The following is a 15823-nucleotide window of genomic DNA, read 5'->3' on the forward strand; positions in this document are numbered from 1 at the left end:
TGTATAGAACGGAGCGGCAGAACCGGGAAACCGCGGCTTTCGTTGGGGGACGCGACCCCGGACCCGCCGGGATGGACCTGAAGCAAGCCTCCCGCACCCGGCAGCTCAAGGCTCCTTGCAGGCGGGCGCGACGGCTGCGGGCTTAGAAAGGCTCCGGCCCTCCCCGTCGCATGCCTGGGCCGGCCTCTGTACAGGCCTGTATTCCGCCTGGGATGACGACCTACATCCGCCCCTACACGCAAAAAATCACGCAATGCAAACTATAGTTGCATCCACTTTATGGATCTGCGCGGGATTCAGCTCTTTTGTACACAAAATAGGACAGCTTCGCGCAAGCCCACTCGCTCAGCTTCGTTCGATCCAGGGGGATAATGGGGATCAAAATGCGAGTCCGGGGGCTGTTTTTACTTTGCCTGTCGATTATCGGGGCCGTGGCCGTCGCAGGCAGCGTTATTTTTGCTGTCAATCAATGGCAGATCTGGGCCGATGCATCGAAAGCCAAGACGCTGATGCAGGTGTTCGCCAGTCTCGCCCGCCTGAGCGAGCGAATCTCCGTCGAACGAGGCGACCTCAATCAAGCGCTGCTTTCGAGCACGACGCAGATTTCCTCTGAAGCCAAGGCCAATATGGGGCGGACGGACGAATCCGTGGCGAGCACCCAGGCCGCGCTGGCCGCCCTGGCGCCCGCCGACAAGGCGGCGATCGAAACCCCGCTCACCAAGATCCTCGCTTCCGCGCGCACCGCCCGCGCGCTGGTTGAAAGCGAAGTCGCCAAGCCGGCGAACGGGCGCGACCCGCAGGCTCAAGCCCGCTACGTGTCCGACGTGACGGCCAATCTCGGCAATATCAGCCGGCTGTCCGACGACCTCGAACTGCGCATCAACGACAAGGACGGGGAAATCGGCAGCCTCGCGGGCATGGCCCGCTACTCCCTCATGCTGCGCGACATTGGTGGCCGCCGCTCCACCATGCTCACCAGCTATCTCGGAAACAGGACCACCCTGACGCCGGCCCAGATCCAGCAATTCTATTCCTATACCGGGCAGATAACGACGCTCTGGTCCCTGGTGCAGCATGCCGCCCACGACCTCGACGACGTGCCCGGCATCACGGCAGCCGTGGAGAAGGCGGACAAAGAGTTCATGCAGGTCCTCGGCAAGCTCATCCTGGATACCTTCCAGGAAGCCGTCGCCGGCAGGGACACCCAGGTCTCCATCGAGGCATGGCGCAACACGGTCCGCCCGGCGCTGGTGGCAGCCCTGGCCCCGCGCGACGCCGCGCTGGCCGGCGCCGAACAGCTTGCGGACACGAAAATCTCCAACGCCAGGATCGCCTTCATCGGCGCGTCGGCCGCCTGCCTTCTCATCCTTGTCCTGGTGGTCGGCTTCGGCACCCTCATCACCCGCCGCGTCATCGAGCCCATCCGCCAGATGTCGGAGGGGATCGAGAAAATTGCCGCCGGCGTCTTCGACGTCACCATCCCGGGCACGGAGCGGCGCGACGAGATCGGTGAGATCGGCAGGGCCGTCGAGATCCTGCGGAACAATTCCATGGAGATGGTCCGCCTTCAGCACGACCAGGTGGAGTTGCGCGAGCAGGCGGAAGCCGACCGGCGCAAGGCCTTCCAGGAGGTGGCCGAGGAGCTCGACCGCGCGGTCGGCCGCATCGCCGGCGCCGTCTCCACCACCTCGGAGGAGCTCCAGGCCTCCGCCCGCGCCATGGCGGGCATGGCCGAATCCACCTCGAGCCGCTCCGACCAGGCCTCCCAGGCCGCTCAGATCGCCTCCACCATGGTGGAGACGGTGGCGGCCGCCGCGGAGGAGCTGTCCGCCTCCGTGGAGGAGATCGGCGCCCGGGTGACGGAATCCACGCGCATCACCGGCACGGCGGTTCAGGAAGCCAATGACGCGGCGAGCAAGATCTCGGCGCTGCTCGATGCCGCGCGGCGCATCGGGGACATTCTGAGCCTCATCACCAACATTGCCGGACAGACGAACCTGCTCGCCCTCAACGCCACCATCGAGGCGGCGCGGGCGGGCGAGGCGGGCCGGGGCTTCGCCGTGGTGGCGAGCGAGGTGAAGAGCCTCGCCGACCAGACGACGAAGGCGACGGCCGAGATCGAGGCGCAGATCTCCACCGTCCAGCACGCCACCGACAATGCGGCCAAGTCCATTGCCGACATTGCCAAGACCATCGGCGCGATCAGCCACATCTCCACCACCATCGCGTCCGCAGTGACCCAGCAGGCAGCGGCGACACAGGAGATCGCCCATTCCATCTCGCGCGCCTCCGACGGGGCGCGCAACGCCAACAGCAATATCGAGCAGGTGGCGCTGACGGCGGTGGAGACGGGGTCTGCGGCAACCCAGGTGCTGGAGGCGTCCTCCGAACTGTCCCGCACCTCCGCCGATCTGCGCCAGGCCACGGACAGCTTCGTCCTGCGCATCCGCGCCGCCTGATCGCACGGCCTCAGGCCACCTCCGGGTGGCCCTGGCGGTTCCGGAACGGGCAGCATCAAGGTGCCGGCCGGTGCCATGGGTGAGTATGAGTATCCTCGGCCCGGTCCGCACTGCGGACCGGGCTGGGCTTTATCCAGCCTCATCGCAGTAGCAGGCGAACGCCCTCAAAGGCCCGCCGGCATGGGGTCAAATCCACTTGTCGGAATAGCATTGCGATCCCACAGGTAGTGACCTTGCCTCCAGCCAAGAACAATCACGCTTCTGATGACAGCATTCCGCGGCCGTCAGACGTGACCGCGCTCCAAGTCTTCAGCCGAAGGGACAGCCGGCAGGTTCGCGCCACGGCCGCCCGGATCTTGGTGTGGTGTCACCGCAGAGATCTCGGGCACGTCTCTCTCGGGCCGGTGGGCGCGCTCACGCCGGCGCCGGCGCCGGGAACGGCCGGAGCCCGCGCTCAATGCGCGCGGGCGAACATTTCGTTGAAGGAATAGCCCGCCCCACGCACGGTGCGGATGGGATCCATCTGCCGGCCGCGATTGATGGCCTTGCGCAGGCGGCCCACATGCACGTCCACGGTGCGCTCGTCGATATAGACGTCCTGCCCCCAGACCCCGTCCAGCAATTGCTCGCGAGAGAAGACACGGCCCGGGCTCTGCATGAGGAATTCGAGAAGCCGGAACTCGGTCGGGCCGAGATGCACCTCGCGGCCGGCCCGGTGCACCCGGTGGGTCTCCCGGTCGAGCTCGATGTCGCCCGCCCGCAGCAGGGTGGCCACATGCTCGGGCTTGGCGCGCCGGAGCAGCGCGCGCACCCGGGCCAGCAGCTCGGGCACCGAGAAGGGCTTCACCACATAATCGTCGGCGCCGGTGGCAAGGCCGCGCACCCGCTCGGTCTCATCGCCGCGGGCGGTGAGCATGATGACGGGGAGGCGCTCGGTCTCGGGGCGCGTGCGCAACCGGCGGCACAGCTCGATGCCCGACAGGCCCGGCAGCATCCAGTCGAGGATGACGAGGTCGGGCACGCTTTCGCGCAGCCGTGTCTCGGCCTCGTCGCCGCGGATCACCGCATCGACCGCATAGCCCTCGGATTCCAGATTGTAACGGAGAAGGAGGCTCAAGGCCTCCTCATCCTCGATGATCAGGATACGTGCCGGCACTGCCCATCACCCCTGCCCAATGTCTTAGCCACTACCCTTGCACGTGTCCCGTGAACGGCACGGACGTCTCGCTGGAGATGTCCGCCTTCGGCCGCTCGTCGGACAGCACCTGGCCGGAGACCATGTAGTGGACGGTCTCGGCGATATTGGTGGCGTGATCGCCGATGCGCTCGATGTTCTTGGCGCAGAACAGGAGGTGCGTGCACACCGAGATGTTCCGTGGATCTTCCATCATATAGGTGAGGAGCTCGCGGAACAGCGACGTGTACATGGTGTCGATGCCGCTGTCGCGGCGCCACACCTCGATGGCCCGGACCTGGTCCTTGCCGGCATAGGCGTCGAGAACTTCCTTCAGCTGCTCGAGCACCAGGTCGGACATGTGCTCCACGCCGCGCACCAGCTTCTGCGGGTGGTATTCGCCTTCGATGGCGAGCACGCGCTTGCCCACATTCTTGGCAAGATCGCCGATGCGCTCCAGATCGCTGGCGATGCGGATGGCCGCCACCAGCTCGCGCAGGTCGGAGGCCACCGGCTGGCGCTTGGCGATGACGACAATCGCCTTTTCCTCGATCTCGCGCTGGATGTTGTCCACGCTGGTGTCCAGCAGGATCACCCGCTGGGCGAGGGCCGCGTCGCGGCGCATGAGGGCGTTCACCGCATCAATGACGAGGCGCTCGGCCTGGCCGCCCATCTCGACCACCTTGCGGCCGATTTCCTTCAGCTCGGCGTCGAACGCCGTAACGGTATGCTCGGACATGTCCGCGGATCCTTTGCGATCAGCCGAAGCGGCCGGTGATGTAGTCGCGGGTCTTGATCTGCTTGGGATTGGTAAAGATTACGTCCGAAGGCGCCACCTCGACCAGTTCGCCCAGATAGAAGAAGGCGGTGATGTCGGCGCAACGCGCCGCCTGCTGCATATTGTGGGTCACGATGACGATGGTGAAGTCCTGCTTCAGCTCGTCGATCAGGTCCTCGATCTTCGAGGTGGAGATGGGGTCGAGCGCGGAGGTGGGCTCGTCCAAAAGGATCACTTCCGGCTGCACCGCAATGGTGCGGGCGATGCACAGGCGCTGCTGCTGGCCGCCCGACATGCCGAGTGCGGAGGTGTGGAGGCGATCCTTGGTCTCTTCCCAGATCGCCGCCTTGCGCAGGCAGCTTTCCACACGCTCGTCCATTTTCGCCTTGTTCAGGTTCTCGTGCAGGCGCACGCCGAAGGCGATGTTGTCATAGATGGACATGGGGAACGGGGTGGGCTTCTGGAACACCATGCCGATGCGGGTGCGCACGATGGTGGGGTCCAGCTCCTTGCCGACGATGTTGACGCCGTCGAACAGCACCTGCCCCTCGGCCCGCTGGCCGGGATAGAGGTCGTACATGCGGTTGAAGATGCGCAGCAGCGTGGACTTGCCGCAACCCGAGGGGCCGATCATCGCGGTGACGCGCTTCTCGGGGATCTCGAAATTGATGTTCTTCAGGGCATGGTTCTGCCCGTAATAGAAATTGAGGTTGTCCACCTTGATCTTGGTGGGTGCCTGCACGGCGTCGGGCTTGGCGGCGACAGACGACGCGATGTTGAAGGTCGGATCCACTGCAGAAGTCATGTTCGGCCTCTTCGATCTCTGGTCTGCGGGGCCGTCGGGCGGCCCCGTCGTGATCTTGTTGGGTCCGGTGCGGCCCGTCGGGCCGCCCCGCTCACTTCGTCCGAGCCAGAACCAGCCGGGACACGATATTCAGGAGCAACACGCCGACCGTGATCAGCAGCGCGCCGGCCCAGGCAAGAGCAACCCAGTCGTCGAACGGGCTTCCGGCATACTGATAGATGGCAATGGGCAGGCTCGCCATGGGCTTGGACAAGTCCACGGACCAGGAATTGTTGCCGAGCGAGGTGAACAGCAGCGGCGCGGTCTCGCCCGCCGCGCGGGCCACCGCCAGGAGAATGCCGGTGACGATGCCGGCGCGCGCCGCGCGCCAGGTGATCATCATCACCACCTTCCATTTCGGCGCGCCGAGCGCGAAGGCGGCTTCGCGCAGGCCCACCGGAACGAGGTTCAGCATGTCCTCGGTGGTGCGCACGATCACCGGGATCACCAGGATGGCGAGGGCCAGGGAGCCCGCCCAGCCGGAGAACCCGCCGAACGGGATCACCAGGAACTGGTAGATGAACAAGCCCACCAGGATGGAGGGCGCGGAGAGCAGGATATCGTTCACGAAGCGCGCGGCGGAGCCGATTTTCGTGCCCTTGCCGTTCTCGGCCAGGAAGGTGCCGCAGAACATGCCGATCGGGCCACCAATGATCAGCGCGAGCGCGATCTGGATCAGCGAGCCGACGATGGCGTTGAGAAGGCCGCCATTCATGCCCGGCGGCATGGTCACGTTGGTGAAGACGGTGAGCGACAGGGCGGGAAGGCCCCGGGCCACCAGCGTCCAGAGGATCCACGCCAAAAGGAAGATGGCGAAGACGGCGAAGCCCGTGGAGATCACCTTGATGGTGGTGTCCTTGGCGCGGCGTGCGGCGAGGGAAGCCATGTTCTTTTATCCTTCCCGATCAATCGAGCCGCGAGCGCACCAGCGCCCGGGAAAGTGCGAGGACGATGAACGAGATCACGAACAGGATGAAGCCGAGCTGAAGCAGCGAGGTGAGCTTCAGGGAGCCGATGGCCGCCTCGGGGAATTCGTTCGCGATGGTGGAGGCGATGGTAGCGCCCGGCGCGAACAGCGAGGCGGACAGGCGCGTGGCATTGCCGATCACGAAGGTGACCGCCATGGTCTCGCCCAGCGCGCGGCCGAGGCCGAGCATCACCGCGCCCACCATGGCCGTCTTGCCGTAGGGGATGGAGACGTTCTTGTAGACCTCGTAGGTGGTGGCGCCGACGCCGTAGGCGCTTTCCTTCAGCATGGGCGGCACGGATTCAAGCGTCTCAACGAACATGGCGGTGATGAAGGGGATGATCATCACAGCGAGGATCAGGCCGGCGGTGAGCATGCCCGAGCCGAGCGGCGGTCCCGAGAACAACACGCCGAGAACCGGGATCGGCCCCAGCCAGTCGATCAGCGGGGGCTGCACATAGGCGGCGATGAGCGGGACGACGACGAAGAAGCCCCACATGCCGTAGATGATGGAGGGCACCGCCGCCAGAAGCTGCACCGCCACGCCGATGGGGCGCCGCAGCGCCTCTGGCGCGATCTCCGTGAGGAAGAAGGCGATGCCGAAGGACAAAGGCAGCGCGAAGATGACCGCGATCACGGCGCTGAGCACCGTGCCGTAGATCATCACCAGCGCGCCGTAATTCTCGGTGACCGGGTTCCAGGTCGCGGTCCACAGGAAGTCGATGCCGAAGTGGCGCAGCGCAGGCAGGCCGCCCTCGAACAATTGCGCGATGATCAGGCCGAGCAGGATCAGGACGAAGATGCCGCTCGCCCAGAGGGCACCGACGAAGATGGGATCGGCAACCGCCCCGGTGGGCTTCGCCTGGTCAATGGGCTGAAGCGCCCCTGCCTTTGCGGTAGTGATCGTCGCGTCCATCGTCCCGCTCTTCCCCAATCGCGCGCCACGCCATCCGCGTAGCCGAAGGCAAGCTCACGGGGCCTCGCCCCGAACCGCCTGCCCATGATGCTTCCGGCCTGGTCCTCGGACCACCTTGCCAAACGAATACGGTCTTCCGCGTCCCCGTCCGCGCTATGCGGAGCCAGCCCTTGAAATGCCGGTACGGAACGCTGAGGCCGGCTGAAATTCCGAAACATGCCCCGCAAGACAGGCCGCCGCACCACCCCCAGCGACACGCAACCTGCTGCTCTTCCCTTCAAACTGCACCCGGGCCGGATAGGTTACCCCTCCGCCCCGGGCGCTGCTTTTCCGGTGCCCTCCACTCCCCCGCAGGAGGAGGACACCGAAACCTCTAGGCTCAGAACACCGGCTTGCCGTCCGGAGACTTCACTTCCGCCTTCCACGCCGCCTTCACCTTTTCGATGACGGAGTCGGGGAGCGGGATGTAGTGCATCTTCTCAGCGATCTCGGAGCCTTCCTTGCCGTAGGCCCAGTCGAAGAACTTCATCACTTCGCGCGAAGATTCCACGTTGGTGGGGTTCTTCGGCAGCAGGATGTAGGTGGGGCTCACGATCGGCCACGCGCCTTCGCCGGCGGTGTTGATCATGGACGCAGCGAAGTCCTTGGAGCCGGCCCAGTCGGCGGCGGCGGCGGCTTCCACAAAGTTCTTCACTTCGGGGGAGACGAACTTGCCGGCCTTGTTCTGGAGCTGGGTGACGACCAGCTTGTTGGAGGCCGCGTAGATGAACTCCACGTAGCCAACGCCGCCCTTGGTGTTCTTCACGTTGCCGGTGACGCCTTCATTGCCCTTGGCGCCAGCGCCGGTCGGCCACTGCACCGAGGTGGCGGCGCCGACCTTGGACTTCCACTCGGGGCTCACTTCCGAGAGGTAGGAGGTGAAGATGTAGGTCGTGCCGGAGGCATCCGAACGGTAGACCGGGACCACGGCAGTGGCCGGCAGCTTCACGCCCGGGTTGAGGTCGGCGATCGCCTTATCGTTCCACTTGGTGATCTTGCCGAGATAGATGTCGGCGAGCACCGGGCCGGTCAGCTTGAGCTGGTTGGTCTCGACGCCGTCCAGGTTGACGGTGGCGACCACCGAGCCGATCACGGTCGGGAACTGGAGCAGGTTGTTGGAGGTCAGCTTGGCGCTGTCCATGGGCGCGTCGGAAGCGCCGAAATCAACCGTGCGGTTGATGATCTGGTTCTGACCGCCGCCGGAACCGATGGACTGGTAGTTCAGGGCGTTCCCGGACTTTTCCTTATATTTCGCACCCCAGGACTGGTAAACGGGCGCGGGGAAGGAGGCGCCGGCGCCATTGATGTCCACGGCGAACGCGCTGCCAGCGACCAGGGATCCGGCGAGCGCAAGCGCTGCGCCAAGAACTGTGATGTGCTTCACGGGGGTCTCTCCTTGCCAATCAGGTGTCGCCCGTCGGCCTGCGGGCCGCGACGCAACATGGGCCCGGAACTTCTAGCGGCCAGGCGCCACCGTTCTATGACCCTGTCGTGACAGTCGAATGACAATTCAACCCATTGTTAAGCAATGGCTTTCACAGGACGGACCACACAGTCCAGGCGCACGGTGAAGGTCGCGCCCGCATCGGGCTGGCTGTCAATGGACAATCGCCCACGATGCCGGGCCACAATATGCTTGACGATTGCAAGCCCGAGCCCGGTCCCGCCCTGGTCGCGGCTCGCCGCAATATCCACCCGGTAGAACCGCTCGGTCAGGCGCGGCAGGTGCTCCAAGGCGATGCCGGGCCCGAAATCCCGCACCGAGACGAAGGCCGCCTGGACGTCCTCGCCCCCCTCAAGGCCCACCGTCACCTCCACCCGTTTGCCGGAGGCACCGTATTTCAGGGCGTTCTCCACAAGGTTCTCCACCAAGCGGATGAGTTCGTCGCGCTCGCCCAGCACCAGGACGGCCGGCTCCGGGCGCTGCACGCTCAGCTCCACGCCGCGCTCGCGCGCCAGGGGCGAAAGCGTCTCGCACACATGGGCGACGATCATGCCCAGCTCCACCTGGGTTTCAGGCCGGACATGGGCGTTGAGTTCGATGCGCGAGAGCGACAGCAGATCGTCGATGAGCCGCGACATGCGCCGGGCCTGCGCGACCATGATGCCGAGGAAGCGGTCTCGCGCGGCCGGATCGTTGCGCGCCGGCCCCTGCAGCGTCTCGATGAAGCCGGAAAGCGAGGCCAGGGGCGTGCGCAGCTCGTGGCTGGCATTGGCGACGAAGTCGGCGCGCATCTGTTCGACGCGGCGCTGCTGGGTGAGGTCGCGGAAGGTGAGCAGGACGGTGTCCGGCGGGGACACTTCGAGGCTCAGTCCGTGCTCCTTCTCCAGGAGGCGGAGCGGCACGATATGGGCTTCCAGCCACCGGTCGAGGGGGATGCGCTCGCCAAACTCCACGCGCCGGGGCAGGCCATCGCGCGCACCCGCACGCACCGCCTCCAGCACCTCCGGCACGCGCACCAGGAAGGACAGGGGATCGCCCACCTTCGCGGGCCCCACGGAGATGGCGACCCGCTCATTGGCGATGAGAATGTCGCCGGCCGGCGTCAGAAGCAGGGCCGGCTCCGGCAAGGCGGAGACCAGCGCACCCACCGCGCCCTCCACCCGCGCGCGGGGCGGCAGGGGGGCGGGCACGGGCGGCGGCGCGGGCGCCGCCCGGCCGAGACCGCACAGCAGGAAGCCGATGGCCGCCGACGCGACCGCCGCGAGGGCAAAGGCCGGGTGGGCGAGCTCCAGCAGCACGCCGACAATGCCGACCAGCAGCACGAGGCCGAACGCGGCGGCATAGCGACGCCAGTGCCGGAGGGGGCGCGGCTCCTCCGCCTCACCAGATGATGCGTCCCGGCTCACGATTCGCCTCCAGGGCGGCCGGGCCACGGCAAGCCGGCGTGGTTTTCCCACGCACGGAGAATCTGCCTGCTGTCCCTAAACACGCCAACCTCCCGATCGCGCAATGGCGCTCTGCGCCGCCGTCGCATGCCGAACCGGTACGCGCGGGTAATTCTGCATATGCTGCAACGGTTTCACGAACACAATAAGACATAGCCCGCGCGGGGACCGGCGGAACCTTCCACCGCTCTGCGCCCTTAGGACGTAACGGGAGGCCGGCGACAACGCGCGTCGGCACCGCAACGGGGGCTCGACATCCATGGCGCAGGGGTTAGGAAGGTTCATGCATTCGATGCGCATTGCTCCTCCCCTCTGCGCGGCAGCGCTGGTCATCTGGGCGGTCACGGCCGCCGCCGACCCGCTGCCGGTCCCCGAGACCGATTTCGCCCTCAAGGCCAAGCTGCAGCAAGGGGCCACCATGGAAATGGCCCATAGCGGCGCAAAGATCCGCGTGCTGATTTCCGGGCCGAACCTGCCGGCGAGCACCCTCGGCATCATCGACATGAAACGCGGCAAGATGCTGATGATGCTGCCTGATGTGCCCAAGGCGGCGGTGGAGGCGGATGTGCCGCCGGCCTATCGCGCCGCCATGCTGAAGGGCGAAGGCACGCGCATGGGCCCTGGCGAGGTCGCCGGCCAGCCGTGCGAGATCTGGCGCGTGGACAAGTCGGAGGCGGTGGGCGGCCCGGCCTTCGCCTGCATCACGGCGGACGGCATCCCGCTGCGCACCGAAGTGGAGGTCAAGGGCAAGCGCCAGATCGCTTACGAGGCGATGAGCGTCACCCGTGCCCCGCAGGACCCGGCCCTGTTCCGCCTGCCGCCGGGCACGCAGACCCTGAAAATCCCGCCGGGCGCGGCCGGCCTGCTGCCGGGCCTCGGCGGGCTTCTGAAGAACTGACCGGCTTTATTCCGCCGCCGATTTGGAGTTCGCCGCCTCGATGGGGACGGCGGCTGCGGCAGCTTCCGCAGCCGCAGCCCGGCGACCCTTCAGGCTGATGGACAATTCCCGCGTGCCCAGCAGCAGCAGCGCGAAGGCGAAGGGCACGATGTAATAGAACAGGCGGAACAGCAGCAGCGCCCCGACCATCTCTTCCTTGTCGAACTGCGGCAGGGCGACGAGGAGCGCGGCATCGAACACGCCGAGCCCGCCGGGCGCGTGGCTGGCGAAGCCGAGCAGCGTCGCCGTCACGAAGATCACCGAGAGTGAGATGGGATCGATATAGGGGCTCTCGGGCATCAGCATGTACATGGCGGCGGCGCACAGGCTGAGATCGAGGATGCCGATGCCCACCTGGACCAAGGTGAGCTTGCCGGCGGGCAGGGTCACGAACCAGGTGGACCGGCCGATCTTGCGCGGCGCCATGCTCACCCAGACGATGTAGCCCGCCAGCACCGCCAATGCGGCGCAGCCAATAAGGCGATTGACCAAAGGAGGGAGCTGGTCGACCGCAGTGGCGGCTTCAGGGTGGATGATAATGCCGATGCCCAGCACGGCGATGTTGCCGAGCCAGAAGGTCAGGCCCGCCACGAAGCAGATCTTCGCCACGTCGATGGCGGTGAGGCCCCAGGCGGAATAGATGCGATAGCGCACCGAGCCGCCGGTGAAGACGGTGAAGCCCACATTGTGCCCCACCGAATAGGAGCAGAAACCCGCCAGCGCCGCCACGCGGTAAGGCACATGGCTCCGCCCGATGGTGCGCAGGGCGAAGAAATCATAGAAGGTGAGGGTCAGGTAGGCGCAGCAGACCAGAAGAAAAGCCGCGAGGACATAAAGCGGATTCTTTGCCTTCAGGGCCTCCATGACCTGCGCGAACTTTAGATCATGCAGCATGTTCCAGAGCACGACCACGGCAAAGCCGATGATCAGCAGGCTGAGAACCAGGCCAAGTCCGTGAAGTCCCACCCGGTCGCGCAGGAAGGTCCAGATTCTTGATTGAGCCATAAACCACCATTTCCCCCAGCCGGCGGTACCGACACATCAGACAAGCACGTTTGAGGGAAACTGAGTATCCCCCGCTTACGTTACGTCGCTTTTTCCGATCGACCGGCTATTACCGCCGCAACACGGCCATCCCAAGGCGAGGCCTTGGGTTCGGCCTACAGTTTCACGGGGTAGCCGATTTCCATGGTGCGGCCGCGCGGGAGACCGAACCGGTCCACCGAGCGCTCCGCATTGCGGGCGAGGAAGGCGAAGACATGCCCCACAAAGTCTCTGGGGCGCAAGATCTCGTCCGGCGGGATGATCCGCTCGTGGCCGATCACGTAGATGGCCTCGTCGGGATCGATGCCGCGGGCGCTGAGCGCCGGGCCGAGCACCGAGGGCACATCGATCTGCTGCATGTAGCCGAAGCGCAGGTCCACCCGCACGAAGGAGCCGTCCATGACCGTCACCCGCACCCGGTCGTCCACGGAGACGCGCGGGCGCGCGGCAATCCACACGGAGACGATGACCGAGCGGTGGAAGCGCACCTTCATCACATCGGCCATGCGCGAGAGCGCCACCGGGGTCATGGCGCCGGCGCGGGAGAGGAAAATGGCCGTGCGCGGGCTCTCCCCGTCGCTTGCCCGATCCTTGCGGGAGACGAAATTGTCCAAAGGCTCGGTGAAGCGCACCTGCTGGGCCACCACCGCCTCGAGGCCGCGGCGCCAGCTCACCATCACCAGGATGACGAGGCCGGCAATGGTGAGGGGCAACCAGCCGCCATCATGCAGCTTGGTGAGGTTGGAGGTGGCGAAGGCAGCGTCCAGCGAGAGCAGGCAGACGCCGAGCGTGATCACGGCCGGCTTCGGCCAGTGCCAGGCGCGGTTCACCTGCGCCACGAACAGGATGGAAGTGGTGACCATGGCGAAGGCCACCGCAATGCCATAAGCTGAGGCGAGGCGGTCCGATCCCTCGAAGCCGATCACCACGGCGATGCAGGCGATCATGAGCAGCCAGTTGAGGCGCCCCACATAGATATGCTGCTCGTTGTGCTCGCTGGTGTAGCGGATGCGCATGGGCGGCAGGTAGCCGAGCTCGATGGCCTGCTTCGCCAGCGAGAACACGCCGGTGATGATGGACTGGGAGGCGATGACGGTGGCGGCGGTGGCGAGCAGCAGCAGCGGCACGTCCATCACATCGGGGCAGAGGTCGTAGAAGGGGTTGCGCACCGCATTGGGGTCGCGCAGCAGGATCGCGCCCTGGCCGTAATAATTGAGCAGCAGCGCCGGCATGGCGACGAAGAGCCAGGCGCGGGCGATGACCTTGCGGCCGAAATGGCCGAGGTCCGCATAAAGCGCCTCGCCGCCGGTGATGGCGAGGAAGCAGGCGCCGATGATCACGCCCGCAAGGCCGGGATGGTCGATGAGAACGGCGAAGCCGTGGCGCGGGTCGAAGCCCATCAGCACCTCGGGCGCCTGCATGATGCCCCAGAGCCCGAGCACGGCCAGCGAGCCGAACCACAGCACCATGATGGGGCCATAGAAGCTCGCGATGCGTTCAGTGCCGAGCCGCTGGGACAGGAACACCCCGAGCAGCACCACCACCGTGATGGGCACCACCCATGCGTCGAGCTGGGGCGTTATGACTTCCAGGCCCTCGATGGCGGAGAGCACGGACATGGCGGGGGTGAGCACCCCGTCGCCGATCAGCATGGCCGCGCCGAGGAGGCCCGCCGCCAAAAGATACCAGCGCAGGCCGATGGCGCTGCGGTGAAGATCGAGGAGGGTCACGAGCGCGAGGATGCCGCCCTCGCCGTCATTGTCCGCCCGCAGCACCAGCATCACGTATTTGACCGTGACGGAGAGAATGATGCTCCAGGTGATGAGCGAGAGCAGGCCCAGCACGTCGCCGGGCAGGAAATTGGTGCCGCCAACGGCGAGCACGCCCTGCTTCAGCGCATAGAGCGGGCTCGTGCCGATGTCGCCGAACACGACACCGAGCGCGCCGATCTCGGCGGCGAAAGGCAGCACGCGCTGCCGGTCGCGAAGGAGGCTCAGCGACATGAGACCTGCGCGCTCAACACGGGGTTCGCCGCCCCCGCAAATTGGGATGGGTGCTTGATTTCGGGGCTCTGTTCACGATCGCACACCGCGCGGGTCCATCCCCGCGCATCGTCGATACCGTCCAAGGCAGCCCCCCGGCAACGCGCATGTCCTAGCGTCTTGCGACACCCACACCTAGCTCCGATCGCGTCGGATGACAATGCGCGTCTCTGACGCCTCGGCGGGATTTTACGCGGTGCAATAGGGAGGAAGGCCGGGTCCGGCGCGGGGATGTCCCGCGCCGGACCCATTATTCGCCGGCTCAGTAGCGATAGAGCTCGGGCTTGAAGGGGCCGGTCTCCGGCACACCGATATAGTCCGACTGCTGCTTGGAGAGCTTGGTGAGCTTCACGCCGATCTTGTCGAGATGCAGCGAGGCCACCTTCTCGTCGAGGTGCTTGGGCAGCGTGTAGACCTTCTTCTCGTACTGGCCGGGCTTGGTCCACAGCTCGATCTGCGCCAGCGTCTGGTTGGTGAAGGATGCGGACATGACGAAGCTCGGATGGCCGGTGGCATTGCCGAGATTCACGAGGCGCCCTTCCGAGAGAAGGATGATGCGCTTCTTGTCGGGGAACTCGACCTCGTCCACCTGCGGCTTCACATTGTGCCAGGCGAAGTTCTTCAGGCCGGCGACCTGGATCTCGCTGTCGAAGTGGCCGATGTTGCAGACGATGGCGCGGTCCTTCATGGCCCTCATGTGGTCCACCGTGATCACGTCCAGATTGCCGGTCGCGGTCACGAAGATGTCGGCGCGCGGCGCGGCATCTTCCATGGTGGTCACTTCATAGCCTTCCATGGCGGCCTGGAGCGCGCAGATGGGGTCGATCTCCGACACCATCACGCGGCAGCCGGCATTGCGCAGCGAGGCGGCCGAGCCTTTGCCCACGTCGCCGAAGCCGGCGATCATGGCGACCTTGCCGGCCATCATGACGTCGGTGCCGCGGCGGATGCCGTCCACAAGGCTCTCGCGGCAGCCATAGAGGTTGTCGAACTTGGACTTGGTGACGCTGTCGTTCACGTTGATGGCGGGCCAGAGAAGGGTGCCCTTCTTCTGCATCTCATAGAGACGGTGCACGCCCGTGGTGGTCTCCTCGGTCACGCCGCGGATCGACTTGGCCAGCGTGGTGTACCAGCCGTGCTTTTCCTTGAGGCGCTTCTTGATGGCGGCGAAGAGGACTTCCTCCTCCCCGTTGGTGGCGCCGTCGAGGAACGCGGTGTCGCCATTCTCGGCGCGCAGGCCGAGATGGACGAGGAGGGTGGCGTCGCCGCCATCGTCCAGGATCATGTTCGGCGCGCCGCCGTCGGCCCACTCGAAGATGCGGTGGGTGTAGTCCCAGTATTCCTCCAAGGTCTCGCCCTTCACGGCGAAGACCGGGGTGCCGGCGGCGGCGATGGCGGCGGCGGCATGGTCCTGGGTGGAGTAGATGTTGCAGGAGGCCCAGCGGACATCGGCGCCGAGCGCCTTCAGGGTCTCGATGAGCACGCCGGTCTGGATGGTCATGTGCAGGGAGCCGGCGATGCGGGCGCCCTTCAGCGGCTGGGACGGCCCGAATTCGGCGCGGGTGGCCATCAGGCCGGGCATCTCGGTCTCGGCGATGTTGAGTTCCTTGCGGCCCCAATCGGCGAGATTGATATCCTTCACCACATAGTCGCTCATGGGCTCTTCACTCCGTCTGCCGCCCGGCGCGCTGCCGGCTGGGCGTGCCTGTAGCACGAGACGCGGCGCCCATCAAA

12 protein-coding genes are annotated in these 15823 nt (G+C 66.0%); 2 read left to right on the forward strand and 10 right to left on the reverse strand.

Translation table 11 applies throughout. The annotated features are described in order from the left end of the window. The first annotated feature begins 509 nt into the window (after positions 1-509). A complete protein-coding gene (locus ABLE91_RS07700; RefSeq protein ID WP_348930074.1) occupies positions 510-2459 on the forward strand; it encodes a methyl-accepting chemotaxis protein in 1950 nt (649 codons plus the stop codon). A gap of 454 nt (positions 2460-2913) precedes the next feature. On the opposite strand, the gene phoB is transcribed toward ABLE91_RS07700, so the two are convergent. From phoB to ABLE91_RS07735, 7 genes are all read right to left on the reverse strand, one after another. After that, positions 2914-3615, reverse strand: a complete 702-nt coding sequence (gene phoB / locus ABLE91_RS07705) for a phosphate regulon transcriptional regulator PhoB (protein WP_348930076.1) — start codon at positions 3613-3615, stop codon at positions 2914-2916. 31 nt (positions 3616-3646) lie between these two features. After that, positions 3647-4372 carry a phosphate signaling complex protein PhoU gene (gene phoU, locus ABLE91_RS07710; protein ID WP_348930078.1) on the reverse strand — a complete coding sequence of 242 codons (726 nt, stop codon included), beginning with the start codon at positions 4370-4372 and terminating at the stop codon, positions 3647-3649. 19 nt (positions 4373-4391) lie between these two features. Then, positions 4392-5216: a phosphate ABC transporter ATP-binding protein PstB gene (gene pstB, locus ABLE91_RS07715; protein ID WP_348930080.1), complete on the reverse strand. Its 825-nt coding sequence runs from the start codon at positions 5214-5216 to the stop codon at positions 4392-4394. A gap of 91 nt (positions 5217-5307) precedes the next feature. Continuing rightward, positions 5308-6141, reverse strand: a complete 834-nt coding sequence (gene pstA / locus ABLE91_RS07720; RefSeq protein ID WP_348930082.1) for a phosphate ABC transporter permease PstA — start codon at positions 6139-6141, stop codon at positions 5308-5310. A 19-nt stretch (positions 6142-6160) separates the two neighbouring features. After that, a complete protein-coding gene (pstC, locus tag ABLE91_RS07725; RefSeq protein WP_348930083.1) occupies positions 6161-7138 on the reverse strand; it encodes a phosphate ABC transporter permease subunit PstC in 978 nt (325 codons plus the stop codon). A 379-nt stretch (positions 7139-7517) separates the two neighbouring features. Continuing rightward, positions 7518-8561 carry a phosphate ABC transporter substrate-binding protein PstS gene (gene pstS, locus ABLE91_RS07730; RefSeq protein ID WP_348930084.1) on the reverse strand — a complete coding sequence of 348 codons (1044 nt, stop codon included), beginning with the start codon at positions 8559-8561 and terminating at the stop codon, positions 7518-7520. Between the two features lie 137 nt (positions 8562-8698). Then, entirely contained in the window at positions 8699-10027 is a 1329-nt protein-coding gene (locus ABLE91_RS07735) for an ATP-binding protein (protein WP_348930086.1), read from the reverse strand. Between the two features lie 322 nt (positions 10028-10349). Between ABLE91_RS07735 and ABLE91_RS07740 the strand changes: the two genes are divergently transcribed. After that, complete coding sequence (locus ABLE91_RS07740; protein WP_348930088.1) at positions 10350-10964, forward strand: hypothetical protein; 615 nt, start codon at positions 10350-10352, stop codon at positions 10962-10964. 6 nt (positions 10965-10970) lie between these two features. On the opposite strand, the gene ABLE91_RS07745 is transcribed toward ABLE91_RS07740, so the two are convergent. The 3 genes from ABLE91_RS07745 to ahcY form a co-directional block, all read right to left on the reverse strand. Then, the gene (locus ABLE91_RS07745) at positions 10971-12008 is read right to left on the reverse strand and encodes a putative bifunctional lysylphosphatidylglycerol flippase/synthetase (protein WP_348930089.1); all 1038 of its coding nucleotides are present in this window, start codon (positions 12006-12008) and stop codon (positions 10971-10973) included. Between the two features lie 155 nt (positions 12009-12163). Further along, positions 12164-14050 (reverse strand): potassium transporter Kup, encoded by a 1887-nt coding sequence (locus tag ABLE91_RS07750; protein ID WP_348930091.1) that lies wholly within the window; start codon positions 14048-14050, stop codon positions 12164-12166. Between the two features lie 301 nt (positions 14051-14351). Continuing rightward, positions 14352-15746: an adenosylhomocysteinase gene (gene ahcY / locus ABLE91_RS07755; protein ID WP_348930092.1), complete on the reverse strand. Its 1395-nt coding sequence runs from the start codon at positions 15744-15746 to the stop codon at positions 14352-14354. Positions 15747-15823: the final 77 nt, after the last annotated feature.

Source organism: Aquabacter albus, from assembly GCF_040049275.1.
Taxonomy (GTDB): Bacteria; Pseudomonadota; Alphaproteobacteria; order Rhizobiales; family Xanthobacteraceae; genus Aquabacter.

Excerpts from the sequence above, each read along its gene's own strand:
- ABLE91_RS07700 (WP_348930074.1), top strand. The coding sequence starts at position 510 with ATGCAGGTGTTCGCCAGTCTCGCCCGCCTGAGCGAGCGAATCTCCGTC.
- ABLE91_RS07750 (WP_348930091.1), bottom strand. The coding sequence starts at position 14,050 with ATGTCGCTGAGCCTCCTTCGCGACCGGCAGCGCGTGCTGCCTTTCGCC.
- ABLE91_RS07740 (WP_348930088.1), top strand. The coding sequence starts at position 10,350 with ATGCATTCGATGCGCATTGCTCCTCCCCTCTGCGCGGCAGCGCTGGTC.
- pstB (WP_348930080.1), bottom strand. The coding sequence starts at position 5,216 with ATGACTTCTGCAGTGGATCCGACCTTCAACATCGCGTCGTCTGTCGCC.
- ahcY (WP_348930092.1), bottom strand. The coding sequence starts at position 15,746 with ATGAGCGACTATGTGGTGAAGGATATCAATCTCGCCGATTGGGGCCGC.
- phoU (WP_348930078.1), bottom strand. The coding sequence starts at position 4,372 with ATGTCCGAGCATACCGTTACGGCGTTCGACGCCGAGCTGAAGGAAATC.
- pstC (WP_348930083.1), bottom strand. The coding sequence starts at position 7,138 with ATGGACGCGACGATCACTACCGCAAAGGCAGGGGCGCTTCAGCCCATT.
- pstA (WP_348930082.1), bottom strand. The coding sequence starts at position 6,141 with ATGGCTTCCCTCGCCGCACGCCGCGCCAAGGACACCACCATCAAGGTG.
- ABLE91_RS07745 (WP_348930089.1), bottom strand. The coding sequence starts at position 12,008 with ATGGCTCAATCAAGAATCTGGACCTTCCTGCGCGACCGGGTGGGACTT.